We start from the raw sequence: 12,404 nt of genomic DNA, 5'->3' as shown, positions 1-12,404 counted from the left end.
CTGCCATATTGCTGCAGTACCGGGTCAGGATGCAAAGTAGTGCATTCAGGACAGATTTCTGTCCCCATCGTCTAGAGGCCTAGGACATCACCCTTTCACGGTGAGTACAGGGGTTCGAATCCCCTTGGGGACGCCAGATTCGCAAGTAGTAACAGGTCGGGATGCAAAGCAGCGCATCCAGGACAGATTTTCTGTCCCCATCGTCTAGAGGCCTAGGACATCACCCTTTCACGGTGAGTACAGGGGTTCGAATCCCCTTGGGGACGCCAGACCGGCTGAATCAGCCAACAAAAAAGCCGCCTGGTAACAGCGCGGCTTTTTTGTTATGGGTCGCCATGCCCACGTTTTTCTCTTTCCGTTCAATATGCCACTTCCTACCGATCGCGCACCATCCCTGGCCATCTTCTGCAAAGTCGTCGATAACTACGGCGATATCGGCATTTGCTGGCGCCTGGCGCGGCAGTTGAGCGGCGAGCATGCCGTGGCCGTCACCCTGTGGGTCGATGATTTGCCGAGTTTCCAGCGCATTTGCCCGGAAATCGACGTGGCGGCCGAAGCGCAGCACGTCTCCGGCGTCATGGTGCGCCATTGGCGCGGCCAGGATGGCGCGTTCGTGCCCGGCGACGTGGCCGACATCGTCATCGAATTCTTTGCCTGCGACATTCCGCCCGGCTATATCAGCGCCATGGCGCAGTGCGCGCCGCATCCCGTGTGGCTGAACCTGGAAGGCTTGACCGCGGAAGAGTGGGTCGAGGGCTGCCACGCGCTGACGTCGCCGCGCCACGGCATGATCAAGCATTTCTTCTTTCCCGGCTTCACGAACAAGACGGGCGGCTTGCTGCGCGAAGCGGCGCTGGATGAGAAAAGGCTGGCGTTCCAGGCCGATGCACCCGCCATGGCGGCATTCCTGAGTCAATTCGGCGTGACGGCGGCGGAAATGTCCGCCTTGAAAATATCGCTGTTCTGCTACCCGTCCGCTCCCGTCGCCGAGCTGTTTGCGGCCTGGCAGGCAGGGAGCGAACCCATGACGTGCCTGGTGCCGGAAGGCGTCGCGATCGATGCCGTTCAGGTGTTTATCGGCGATGATGCGGCGGTATCTGGTGCGGTGCGCACGCGCGGCGCGCTCACCGTGCGCGTGCTGCCTTTCGTGCCGCAAGACGATTACGACCGCCTGCTGTGGGCCTGCGACGTCAATTTCGTGCGCGGCGAGGATTCCTTCGTGCGCGCGCAATGGGCCGGCCAGCCGTTTCTCTGGCATATCTATCTGCAGGATGAAAACTTGCATCACGTGAAATTGCGCGCCTTCCTGCAGCGCTATGCGGCAGATGCGGACGGCGCCATCGACAGCCTGGTGCAGGCGGCGCTGGCCTGGAATGGCGCCAGCGCGGACGCCTTGCCGTGGTCGCAGCTGTGGCCCGCATTGCAGGCCGATCTGCCGCGCATCAGGGTGCGCGCGCAGGACTGGCAGCGGCAGATGCAGGCTAATGGCGATCTGGCAAGTAAGCTGCTGGCGTTCGCTGGCGCGACGAGATAGGCGCTTGCTCAAAATTAAGGTAAAATGCCCGGTTATTTCTAACGTATTTTTAACCGATCAAACGCAAGCTTGCGGCGCTGATGGCGCACAGGCGGCAGATGGTCTTCATGCAACCCACTTTTTACGTACATTCCTATGAAACCCGCAAAAGAAATTCGTGTTGGCAATATCATCATGGTCGACAGCAAGCCAATGATCGTGTTGCGTTCTGATGTCAACGGTTCGAGCCGCACGGGCTTCACCTACAAATGGAAGATGAAAAATCTTCTGACGAACACTCCGATGGAAAACGTGTTCCGCGGCGACGACAAGTTCGACGTTGTTGTTCTGGATAAAAAGCCAGTGACGTATTCGTACTTCGCCGACCCGCTGTTCGTTTTCATGGACACCGAGTACAACCAGTACGAAATCGAAGAAGAAAACCTGGGCGAAGCGCTGAACTACCTGAAAGATGGCATGGAATGCGAAGCCATTTTCTACGACGGCAAAGCGATCTCCGTTGAACTGCCGACGACCATCGCCCGTCAAGTGGTGTACTCGGAGCCAGCGGTCAAGGGCAACACGTCGGGCAACGTCCTGAAAGAAGCCAAGATCGAAAACGCTATCGACGCGCACCGCCACACCGTGCAAGTGCCGCTGTTCGTGGCACAGGACGACGTTATCGAAATCGACACCCGTACCAACGAATACAAGCGTGTCGTACGCAACTGATAGATCGTTGCACTGCGCCGCTCGCATGGCCCGGCATATGCCGGCCTGGCTTGCTCCAGTGCTGGATGATCAAGAAACGCTGCCTTCGGGCAGCGTTTTTTTTGCTTAAAAAATAATTCCCTTCAACAACAATTGTGTTGCAGGGACTGCTATGCTATGGCTAGAACATTATTGCGGTAGAAACATTGAAGTTTCCTGGAGATAGCATGCAGCGCAGTCAGATGTTACGCAGTGGCGCGTCCCGGGGCGTGGCGCGTCCCGTGCTGGCCCGTGCCTCGGCGCCCGCCAGCCCCATGGCCCATCTGCTCGATGCCGGCGTCTTGCCGCAACAGCAAATGATGCAGGCAGGCAAACTCAGCTCCCATGCCCTGACGTCGCAGTACCTGGGGCGCATCCGCTCCCTGTGCAGCATCGGCGCGCGCACCTATCCCGGCATTGAAATCAATCCCGATGCGTTGAAAATTGCCCTGGAAATGGACCGCGAGCGGCAGGTGCACAAGGTGCGCGGCCCCTTGCATGGCATTCCCGTCGTCTTGCGCGACAATATCGCCACGGGCGACCGCATGAAGACGCGCACGCAAGCCCCCCAAGCCACGCAGGCCAGCTGCGATTCCTTTGTGGCGGCGCGCTTGCGCGCGGCCGGCGCCGTCATCATCGGCAAAAGCAATTTGCGCCAGTGGGCTGCCGTCAGCGTGCCGCATGCCACTGCCAGCTGGGCCGGGCTGACCATCCTGGCCGTCGACAGCGCTGCGGACGGCTCCATCGTCGCGCCTGCTTCAGACTGCGGCCTGGTCGCCATCAAGCCCACGGGCAGGGCCGCTGGCGGGCAGGGCGGCGAGCCAGCCATGGCCGGGCCGATGGCTCCCAGCGTGCGCGAGGCGGCCTGGCTGTTCGCCGCCCTGAGGGGCGAGCGCCTGGCCGATGGCGTGGTGCTCGATGCGGCCGGCTTGCATGGGCGCCGCATCGGCGTGGCGCGCAGCCTGTTCGGCCTGTGCGCGGGGACCGATGCCGTGATCGGGCAGGCGCTGCTGGTACTGCGCGACCAGGGCGCGGAACTGATCGAGATGCCGCCCGCGCCCGGGACTGGCGGCATCGAAGCATTGCTGGGCTCGCATGGGCTCGATGCGCTGGTGGGGCCTACCTGCCATGGCGTATCGCAGGCGCCGGCGGCCTTGCCGCATATCACGGTGCCGGCCGGCGTGGCCGGGGGCTCGCCGGTCGGCTTGTCCTTCATCGGTCCGGCCCACGGCGACATGCAGCTCATTGCGATGGCCTATGCGTATGAGCAGGCGACTTTGCACCGGCGCACGCCCGCGCTGCCGTCGAGCATCACCCTGGCGCTGCGCCAGCCATGAATTTTCTTTTCGTTTTCTTTCGATAAACTATGCTTGCAACCTTGCTGCTGAGTGCGGCCGTGACCGCCACCCCGACTCCTTTTGACGCCGCGCAATTGTCTGGCAGCTGGTCCGACAGCGTCAATACGAACAGTGTTTGCGAAGAAGCGCGGCACTTTACGCGCATGCAGCTGTCTGACGATCATCAGCGGCTGGCGATCTTCAACGACCGTACGTGGAAAAGCAAGCTGGGTGAAACCAACCGCTTTGCCGCGACGGTGGTGGCGGAAACGGAGCACAGCCTGACTTTACGCTATGACAATGAAACCCGCCTCAATGCCGCTGGCAAGCTGGTGGAATGGCAATTGATCATCGTCGCGCCCGGCGTGTACCGCTGGCGCGAGACGGGCTGGCCGGAAGGCAAGGTCAACGGGGTCGTCGGTATCCGCTGTTCTCCCTGAGGCGGTGCGCAAGCATGCCATTCTGCTATGCTGCCGGCATTACATGATGCTTTTAGGAGATTGCATGTCAGCACGTTTGCTGTTCCCCCTGTTCCTCGGTGCCGCCGTGGCGCTGGCCACGCTGCCGGCGCACGCGCGTACGCCTAGGCTGTCGCTGATCGAGCAGGCGCAAAGCTGCGACGGCGGCCACACCTGCCCGTACTTCCCGGACGTCTACAAGGCGGACTACGCGTTTCGCAAGGCCTTCAATGTGGGCTTGAAAAAAGCTGGCCTGAAGCGGCAGCGCTGGGTGCCGGATGGCGTGGCCAGCCCGCTCAAGCCCGTCGAGATCGACGGCAAGGCGCGCCTGCTGAGCAGTGTCTGCGAACCGCACAATTGCGGCCACCGCTACTCCATCCTGTACGACCCGGCCGAGCGCAGCATGACGGGCGTGTATATGGGCAGCGATGGCAAGGGCGGCCTGCGCACCGTTTACTTCGGCGAACCCAGCATCGCCGAAGCCGACCTGTTGTTCAAGAACTGATGCACGCGCCACTGCGCATTTCCAGCGAACGCGGCGAGCTGGACGTGGACATGATCCACCGCTACCTGAGCGAGCAATCGTACTGGAAGCGCGGCGTGGCGATCGAAACGGTGCGCAAGGGCATCGCCAACGCGCTGTGTTTCGGCGGCTATGTGGATGGCCAGCAAGTGGCGTTCGCCAGGGTCATCACCGATTACACGGATTTTGCCTACCTGCGCGACGTGTTTGTGCTGCCGCCATACCAGGGGCGCGGCTATGGCAAGCAGATCGTGGCCGCCGCGCTCGGCGATGCGCGTGTGCGCGATGTCGCCTGGATGCTGGGGACCGATGACGCGCACGGCTTGTATGCAAGCTTTGGTTTTGCGCCGCTGGAGGCGCCACACAAGTATATGCGTCGTCCTGCGGCGTGAGAATTATCAAAACAACCTTTAGGTGTCAAGAGAGCTATTAACATTATTGTACGCAATAATGTTGCATTGATAATGACATCATGTCATTATGCGCGCTCTGCAGCTTACGCAGCGGTGCGTTGCTGGTGCTGTGCTTTGCCGTCGCTACCTGGCGGGGCAAAGGTGGTGAGCGGTCCGATTGGTCGTCCCTGGCACGTTTTCTCGTCACTTTAAAGGAATACATCATGAAACAATATGGCGCCGAATTTCTCGGCACGTTCTGGTTGGTCCTGGGCGGTTGCGGCAGCGCCGTGCTGGCCGCTGCCTTTCCCGGCCTTGGCATCGGCTTTGCCGGCGTAGCGCTGGCCTTTGGCCTGACGGTGCTGACCATGGCTTACGCCATCGGCCACATCTCGGGCTGCCACCTGAATCCTGCCGTCTCGATCGGCCTGTGGGCCGGCGGCCGCTTCCCCGCCAATCAACTGTTGCCATACATCATTGCGCAAGTGCTGGGCGCCATCGTGGCCGGCGGCGTGCTGTACGTGATCGCCAGCGGCCAGGCCGGTTTCGATGTCAGCAAGGGCTTTGCCTCGAACGGCTTTGGCGCCCATTCGCCGGGCGGCTATTCGATGCTGTCGGCGCTGGTCATTGAAATCGTGCTGACGATGTTCTTCCTGATCGTCATCCTGGGCGCCACCGACAAGCGCGCGCCGGCCGGCTTCGCTCCGCTGCCGATCGGCCTGGCGCTGACCCTGATCCACCTGATCAGCATTCCCGTCACCAATACCTCCGTCAATCCGGCCCGCAGCACGGGCGTGGCCCTGTACGTGGGCGATTGGGCGATCAGCCAGCTGTGGCTGTTCTGGCTGGCACCGATTATCGGCGCCTTGCTGGGCGCGCTGGCCTACCGCTTGATTGCGGGCGAAAAAGAGTAGGTCGGCTTAGCCCGCAGGGCGTAAGCCGACAATGCCGGCAGCGCAGCTTGTCGGCTTGCGCGCGGCCTTGCCACGCTAAGCCGACCTACGCGCCGCGCCACTCGCTCAGGTAATGTTGCGGCGTGCGGCCCAGGATGCGGCGGAACATGGCGCTGAAGGCGCTGGGGCTGGCGTAGCCCAGCGCATAGGCGATGGCCGCCACGCCTTCACCCCGGTCCAGGCGGCAGAAGGCCTCGGCCAGGTGGACTTGCTGCAGCCATTGGCGGTAATGCAAGCCCGTTTCCTTGGGGAATAAACGGATCAGGGTGCGCGCGCTGGCGCCCGCGTCCTGCGCCCAGTCCTCGATGCTGCGCCGGCTGCCGGGCGCGCTCATGATGGCCGAGCAGACGGCCACCAGGCGGCGGTCGCGCGGCCAGGGGATGGCAAGGGGGACGGTATCGGCCCCCGCCAATTCCGACAGGATCAAATGCGCTAGCCAGTCACCGCGTCCCGCCAGCGCATATTCGATCGGTTCGGCCAGCAAGGCCAGGATCAGCTCGCGCAACAGCCGGCTCACTTCCAGTACCTTGCAATCGGCGCCATATTGGGCCGCTACCTGCGCATCGATGTACACGGTGCGCATGCTCAGTTCGCTCAAGATGTGAACTTCATGCACGACGCCCACGGGGATCAGCAGGGCGCGCCGCGGCGGCAGGATCCACACGCCGTGTCCGGTGGAGACGCGCATCACGCCTTCCGTCGCATACAGCAGCTGCGCCCGCACATGGCTGTGCGGCGCCGTGTAGTCGCCCGCCACGTATTGCCTGGACATGGCCGTCACGGGGCGCGGCACGTGCTGGTAATCGTGCGAGCTGGTGCTGCGGCTGAACGGCACGCCATCGGGGTGGGTCTGGGCGGGGTGGTTGGTGTACATGTGGGTCGTTGGATTGTCACCTGATTGTCACTTAGTTGTCACTTGGGCGACGATTATTGGAAGTTGTCAGTTCAGTGACCATACTATACTGGCTTCTTTGCCGGGCCGCCTGCCGTGCCCGATTATTGCGGATGACACATGCACACAACCACACCTGCCCCAGCACTGGCCAAGCCCGTGCCGGCGGCTCCCTCGCTTCACAGTTCCCAACAACAATCCGGTCTGGCCATGCACATCCTGGGCGCCGTCGCCTTCGTGCATTTGCTCAATGACTTGATCCAGGCATTATTGCCGTCGATTTATCCGATGCTGAAAGCCGAGTTTTCACTCAGTTTTACCCAGGTCGGCCTTATAACCTTGACGTTCCAGTGCACGGCATCGTTGCTGCAACCCTGGATCGGCTTGTACACGGACCGCCGTCCGCTACCATTCTTGTTGCCCGTTGGCATGTGCTTTACCCTGGCGGGCGTGCTGATGCTGTCCATCGTCTCGACTTTCCCGACCCTGCTGATCGCCTCGGGCCTGATCGGCGTCGGCTCGTCGACCTTCCACCCGGAAGCGTCGCGCGTGGCCCGCATGGCGTCGGGCGGACGCTACGGCTTTGCCCAGTCGCTGTTCCAGGTGGGCGGCAACGTCGGCTCCGCCCTGGGCCCGCTGCTGGCGGCGGCCGTCATCGTGAACCGTGGCCACGGAAATGTCGCCTGGTTCAGCCTGCTCGCCGTGCTGGCCATCGGCGTGTTGTACAAGGTCAGCCACTGGTATAGTGGCCACCTGGCCAGCTTCAAGCCGAAGGCGGGCGGCCATGGACCTAACTTGTCGCGCAACAAGGTGATGGGTGCGCTGGGCGTGCTGGCCCTGCTGGTGTTTTCCAAATACATCTACATGGCCAGCCTGTCGAGCTACTACACCTTTTACCTGATCGACAAGTTCCACCTGTCGCTCGGCGATGCCCAGCTGTACCTGTTCCTGTTCCTCGCCGCCGTGGCGGCCGGCACCTTCATGGGCGGCCCCATCGGCGACCGCATCGGCCGCAAGCGCGTGATCTGGATTTCCATCCTGGGCGCCGCGCCATTTACCCTGCTGCTGCCATATGTCGACCTGTTCTGGACGGCTGTATTAACGGTGATCATCGGTTTCGTGATTTCATCCGCGTTTTCCGCCATCGTTGTCTTCGCGCAGGAACTGGTGCCGGGCAAGGTGGGCATGATCGCGGGGATCTTCTTTGGCCTGATGTTTGGCGTGTCGGGCATCGCGGCCGCGGCAATGGGCCACCTGGCCGACGTGTCGGGCATCGCCTATGTGTATAAAATCTGCTCCTACCTGCCGCTGCTGGGCATATTAACGGTGCTGCTGCCGCATATCGAGCAGGCGAAAAAGTAGGCCAGCGTCGCGGGAGGGCTTGACGGCCCGCCCGCGCGCATGCGATATTCTCTTCATGAACTCTTCCATCCTCCATCCAGTCCTTGCATACCGCGCCGCCGCTGCGCTGTGTCCGTGTACCTGGCTTCGCGAGGATGCGGCCCGGCGCCGTTAAACTTTTTACTCCTCATTCCGATGGCCACAGTGTTGAAAAACCTGTGGCCATTTTCTTTTTCCGCAACGCGCATGAAAGTCCCGCATGACACTTCATTTGTACGACACGTATAGCCGCAGCCTGCGGCCCTTCGAGACCATCGTCCCTGGCCATGCCGGTATGTACGCGTGCGGCCCCACCGTCTACGATTACGCGCACATCGGCAACCTGCGCACCTATCTGTTCGTCGACGGCTTGCGCCGGGCGCTTGAATTTAACGGCTTGCAGGTGCGCCACGTGATGAACATCACGGACGTGGGCCATCTGACGTCGGATGCGGACAGCGGCGACGACAAGATCGAGGCGCGCAGCGCCCGTAGCGGCAAGTCGGCCTGGGATATCGCCGCCGAATTCACACACGCGTTCGAGGGCGATCTGCGCGCGCTGAATATCCTGCCGCCCACCGTCTGGTGCCGCGCCACGGATCACATCGCGGAGCAGATCGCATTCATCCTCGACCTGGGAGCGAAGGGCTATACCTACCGCACGGACGACGGCATTTATTTTGACACGACGCGCCAGGACAGCTATGGAAAACTGGCGCGCCTGAACCGCGACGGCCTGCAGGCGGGGAAGAGGGTGGAGCTGGGCGAGAAGCGCGAGATCTGCGATTTCGCGCTGTGGAAGTTCAGCGGCGTGCCGGGCCAGCGGCAAATGGAGTGGGACAGCCCCTGGGGCCTGGGTTTCCCTGGCTGGCATATCGAGTGCTCGGCGATGGCGGAAAAACACCTGGGCGCGTATTTCGACATCCATTGCGGCGGTGAAGACCACGTGGCCGTCCATCACAGCAACGAGATCGCGCAAACGGAAGCGCGCCACGGCACGCGCCTGGCCAATTTCTGGCTGCATGGCGCGTTCCTCAAGACCCAGGATGCGAAGATGTCGAAATCCTCGGGCGACTTCTTGCGTTTGCAAGGCCTGGTGGAGCAGGGCGTCGATCCGCTGGCCTACCGCTACCTGTGCCTGGGCGCCCACTACCGCAGCAGCCTCAATTTCACGGACGATGCGCTGCGTGCCGCCGCCAGCGGCCTGGCGCGCTTGCGCTCTGCCGTGCATGCGCTGGGCGCGGCGCAGGGACAGGCCGATCCCGTATGGCATGAGCGTTTCATGAGCTGCGTCAACGATGACCTGAACTACCCGCGCGCGCTGGCCGTGGCCTGGGAGCTGCTGAAAAGCGGGCTGCCGGACGCCGTGAAAAAGGCCACCATGGCCCGCTTCGATGCGGCCCTGGGGCTCGATCTGCTGGCCTGGCAGCCGGCGCAGGTGGCAGTGCCGCAGCAGGTGCAGGCGTGGATGGCGGAACGGGCTATCGCCCGCGCGCAGCGCCAGTGGGCCGAGGCGGACCGCTTGCGCGACCTGGCGCGCGCGGTCGGTTATGGCATCGACGATACGCCGCAAGGGCAACAGGCGCGGCCTTTGTGAAGATGTCCTGCATAATGGCCGCCTGATGAAACTGGAGATGCCGTGAAGCGTCGTTTGCTGCTATTGAGTTTTTGCCTTGCCTTGTCGAACTCCGTCCAGGCGGCCAGCGCCTGCCCCGGTTTTCCCGCGCTGGCTACATCGAGCGAGGCGCTGCTGGCGCAGGTGCGCGCGCTGCCGCCCGCCGCTGTGGACCGCGAACGGCAGGCGTGTGCGCCGGCGACCGTCATCGATTTCGCCTACAGCGGCGGAGTGCTGTGCAGTTTTGGCGGTGAAGTGGATGCGGCGACATCCGCCGTCACGCGCCTGGCGGACGGCGGCGAACTGATCGAGTACCTGTATCTGTTCCCGTATGCACCGGCCTCGCATGCGCGTTTGCTGGCGCTGCTGGCCGCGCGGTTTGCGCCTGTCGACAAGGCGGCCTGGCCGGCCTTTTTGAAGACCGCAAGGCCAGGCAAGGAAACCACGGCCCTGTTCACACATGACGGTTTTTATATTTCGTTGGGCAAGCCCACCGAAGGCGATCCTGCCGCATGGTATTCGAATGTGATCTTTGAAAAGATGGACAAGCCGGCGCTGGGCGTGCGCAAGGTGTGCCGGGAGGGAAGCGATGGCTGAAGCGGATGCCTTTCCGGCGGCGCTGGCCGGCACTGTGGCGCGGCTATTGCCCGCGCTGGGGAGTAGCCGGGCACACCCGCCATTTGCAGTATGCCAGGATGGCGAGGCCTTGCTGATCCCGACGCGCACGTATTACGAGCGCCAGCGATTGCTGGCCTGTACGCAGCTGCCCGGCGACGCGGGCGTGATCGCCCTGTGCCTGGGCACGCGCCACCACGATGGCCATCTGCGCGAAGCGTGTGTCAGGCAGCTGTTGCTGCAGGAGCGGGCGTGGACGGTGCCGTTCGTCGTGCACCTGTGCGGTGAATACGTGCTGGAGATCGTCGAGAGAATCGGGGCGGCGCTGCCGGCCTGGAATGCGCAGGCGCTGGCGCGCTACCTGCGGGAGAACCCCGCATATGTGGCCACCCTGGAGCGGCGCAGCATCAGCTACTGGAACTGCTACTACCGCAGGCGCTACCCCGTGTGGCAAGACTATCCGGGACGCAGGGCCATGGCGGCCCTGCGTGCATTGCAGCAGCTTACGCCTCGATAAAGCGCATCTTGAAGCTGCGGCCCTTGATGTTGCCGAAGTCGCGGCCCAGGGTATTGCCCGCGTTCAGGCGCTTGAAGGCCGCTTCTGCCACCTTGCGGTCCAGCGCCACGTAGGTCATGAACTCGAACACGTTGATCTTGCCCACCTGCTCTTTGGTGAGGCCAGCGTCGCCCGTCAGCGCGCCCAGCAAGTCGCCCGGACGCAGCTTGTCCTTCTTGCCGCCCATGATGCACAGGGTGACCATCGGCGCCGGCAGCGCCTCCATCCCGTCATCTTCCGCCAGTTCCTTCAGGTCGTGCCATTCGGCGGCGCTGTTCTGGTACTGCTCGATCAGCTTGACCCATTTTTTCTCGTTCGGCGCGCACAGCGACAGGGCCAGGCCCTTCTTGCTGCCGCGGCCAGTGCGGCCGATGCGGTGGATGTGCACTTCCGTGTCCTTCGACACGTCGACGTTGATCACGGCGCCCAGGTCGGAAATATCGAGGCCGCGCGCGGCCACGTCGGTGGCGACCAGCACGGAGCAGCTGCGGTTGGCGAACAGCACCAGGATTTCATCGCGCTCGCGCTGTTCCAGCTCGCCGTACAGGGCCAGCGCGGAAAAGCCTTGCTGGCGCAGTTCCTCGGCCAGTTCGCGGCAATGCACCTTGGTATTGCAGAAGGCCAGGGTCGATTCCGGCTTGAAGTGTTTCAATAGCTTGCCGACGGCGCTGTTGCGCTCGTCGAAGCCGATTTCATAGAAGCGCTGCTCGATCTTGTCGTTGTCGTGCTGCGCCTCGACCGTCACTTCCAGCGGATTGACGAGGAACGAGGCCGTGGCGCGGCGGATGTCTTCCGGATACGTGGCCGAGAACAGCAGGGTCTGGCGGCGCGCCGGGCAGGCGCTGACGATGCCGGCGATTTCCTCGTAAAAGCCCATGTCCGTCATGCGGTCCGCTTCATCGAGCACCAGCGTCTGCACGTGATTCAGGTTGATGGTGCCGCGGCCCAGATGGTCGCGCAGGCGGCCCGGCGTGCCGACGACGATATGGGCGCCGTGTTCCAGCGAAGCGATTTGCGGACGCATCGGCGCGCCGCCCGTCAGGGTCAGGATCTTGATGTTGCCAGCCGCGCGGGCCAGGCGGCGCAGCTCATTGGCCACCTGGTCGGCCAGTTCGCGCGTGGGGCACAGCACCAGTCCCTGCACGGCAAACCAGGCCGGATTGAGCTTGTGCAGGATGCCGATGCCGAAGGCGGCGGTCTTGCCGCTGCCCGTCTTGGCCTGGGCGATCAGGTCGCGGCCGTCGAGCACCGCCGGCAGGCTTTGCGCCTGGATGGTGGTCATCTCGTGGTAGCCGAGCGAGTCCAGGTTGGCCAGGAAGGCGGGCGTCAGCGGCAGGCTGGCAAAGGAAGTGGTGGTGTCAGTGGTGGTGTTCATAGGGGCGGAGCCGGTAAAAAGCGGGTGGATGGGCACAGTCTACAG

Annotated in this window: 13 protein-coding genes and 2 tRNA genes; 13 read left to right on the top strand and 2 right to left on the bottom strand. The window is 63.0% G+C overall.

All coding sequences use genetic code 11. The annotated features are described in order from the left end of the window. The first annotated feature begins 60 nt into the window (after nucleotides 1-60). The 9 genes from JAB1_RS15055 to aqpZ all read left to right on the top strand — a co-directional run bounded on the left by JAB1_RS15055 (nucleotide 61) and on the right by aqpZ (nucleotide 5,887). Nucleotides 61-136: transfer RNA gene (locus JAB1_RS15055), tRNA-Glu, on the top strand. 57 nt (nucleotides 137-193) lie between these two features. Next, nucleotides 194-269 (top strand) — tRNA-Glu (locus JAB1_RS15050). Between the two features lie 95 nt (nucleotides 270-364). Continuing rightward, nucleotides 365-1,534: an elongation factor P maturation arginine rhamnosyltransferase EarP gene (earP, locus tag JAB1_RS15045; RefSeq protein ID WP_070280479.1), complete on the top strand. Its 1,170-nt coding sequence runs from the start codon at nucleotides 365-367 to the stop codon at nucleotides 1,532-1,534. Between the two features lie 135 nt (nucleotides 1,535-1,669). Beyond that, a complete protein-coding gene (locus JAB1_RS15040; protein WP_034758247.1) occupies nucleotides 1,670-2,245 on the top strand; it encodes an elongation factor P in 576 nt (191 codons plus the stop codon). A gap of 206 nt (nucleotides 2,246-2,451) precedes the next feature. Next, nucleotides 2,452-3,600 (top strand): amidase family protein, encoded by a 1,149-nt coding sequence (locus JAB1_RS15035; protein ID WP_070280477.1) that lies wholly within the window; start codon nucleotides 2,452-2,454, stop codon nucleotides 3,598-3,600. 29 nt (nucleotides 3,601-3,629) lie between these two features. Beyond that, a complete protein-coding gene (locus JAB1_RS15030) occupies nucleotides 3,630-4,040 on the top strand; it encodes a hypothetical protein (RefSeq protein ID WP_034778064.1) in 411 nt (136 codons plus the stop codon). A 64-nt stretch (nucleotides 4,041-4,104) separates the two neighbouring features. Beyond that, nucleotides 4,105-4,563 (top strand): Ivy family c-type lysozyme inhibitor, encoded by a 459-nt coding sequence (locus JAB1_RS15025; RefSeq protein ID WP_175445070.1) that lies wholly within the window; start codon nucleotides 4,105-4,107, stop codon nucleotides 4,561-4,563. Then, the gene (locus JAB1_RS15020) at nucleotides 4,563-4,973 is read left to right on the top strand and encodes a GNAT family N-acetyltransferase (protein WP_070280473.1); all 411 of its coding nucleotides are present in this window, start codon (nucleotides 4,563-4,565) and stop codon (nucleotides 4,971-4,973) included. The genes JAB1_RS15025 and JAB1_RS15020 overlap by 1 nt, the downstream gene beginning before the upstream one ends. A 224-nt stretch (nucleotides 4,974-5,197) precedes the next feature. Next, nucleotides 5,198-5,887, top strand: a complete 690-nt coding sequence (gene aqpZ, locus JAB1_RS15015) for an aquaporin Z (RefSeq protein ID WP_070280470.1) — start codon at nucleotides 5,198-5,200, stop codon at nucleotides 5,885-5,887. An 85-nt stretch (nucleotides 5,888-5,972) separates the two neighbouring features. Here the strand turns inward: aqpZ and JAB1_RS15010 are convergent, their stop codons facing one another. Continuing rightward, nucleotides 5,973-6,800 carry a helix-turn-helix transcriptional regulator gene (locus JAB1_RS15010; RefSeq protein WP_070280468.1) on the bottom strand — a complete coding sequence of 276 codons (828 nt, stop codon included), beginning with the start codon at nucleotides 6,798-6,800 and terminating at the stop codon, nucleotides 5,973-5,975. A 228-nt stretch (nucleotides 6,801-7,028) separates the two neighbouring features. Between JAB1_RS15010 and JAB1_RS15005 the strand changes: the two genes are divergently transcribed. From JAB1_RS15005 to JAB1_RS14990, 4 genes are all read left to right on the top strand, one after another. Further along, nucleotides 7,029-8,180 (top strand): MFS transporter, encoded by a 1,152-nt coding sequence (locus JAB1_RS15005; protein ID WP_034778072.1) that lies wholly within the window; start codon nucleotides 7,029-7,031, stop codon nucleotides 8,178-8,180. Between the two features lie 238 nt (nucleotides 8,181-8,418). Then, on the top strand, nucleotides 8,419-9,795 hold the full coding sequence (gene cysS, locus JAB1_RS15000; protein ID WP_070280467.1) for a cysteine--tRNA ligase: 1,377 nt from the start codon (nucleotides 8,419-8,421) through the stop codon (nucleotides 9,793-9,795). A gap of 42 nt (nucleotides 9,796-9,837) precedes the next feature. Continuing rightward, complete coding sequence (locus JAB1_RS14995; RefSeq protein WP_139144567.1) at nucleotides 9,838-10,410, top strand: hypothetical protein; 573 nt, start codon at nucleotides 9,838-9,840, stop codon at nucleotides 10,408-10,410. After that, nucleotides 10,403-10,945 carry a hypothetical protein gene (locus tag JAB1_RS14990; RefSeq protein WP_070280465.1) on the top strand — a complete coding sequence of 181 codons (543 nt, stop codon included), beginning with the start codon at nucleotides 10,403-10,405 and terminating at the stop codon, nucleotides 10,943-10,945. Before JAB1_RS14995 ends, JAB1_RS14990 begins: the two co-directional genes overlap by 8 nt. Here the strand turns inward: JAB1_RS14990 and dbpA are convergent. Further along, complete coding sequence (dbpA, locus tag JAB1_RS14985) at nucleotides 10,932-12,359, bottom strand: ATP-dependent RNA helicase DbpA (protein ID WP_070253445.1); 1,428 nt, start codon at nucleotides 12,357-12,359, stop codon at nucleotides 10,932-10,934. The genes JAB1_RS14990 and dbpA overlap by 14 nt on opposite strands. Nucleotides 12,360-12,404: the final 45 nt, after the last annotated feature.

The sequence above is a fragment of the Janthinobacterium sp. MP5059B genome (genome assembly GCF_001758645.1).
In the GTDB taxonomy this organism is placed as follows: Bacteria; Pseudomonadota; Gammaproteobacteria; order Burkholderiales; family Burkholderiaceae_D; genus Janthinobacterium; species Janthinobacterium lividum.
This window is presented reverse-complemented; position numbering and strand designations above follow the sequence as displayed.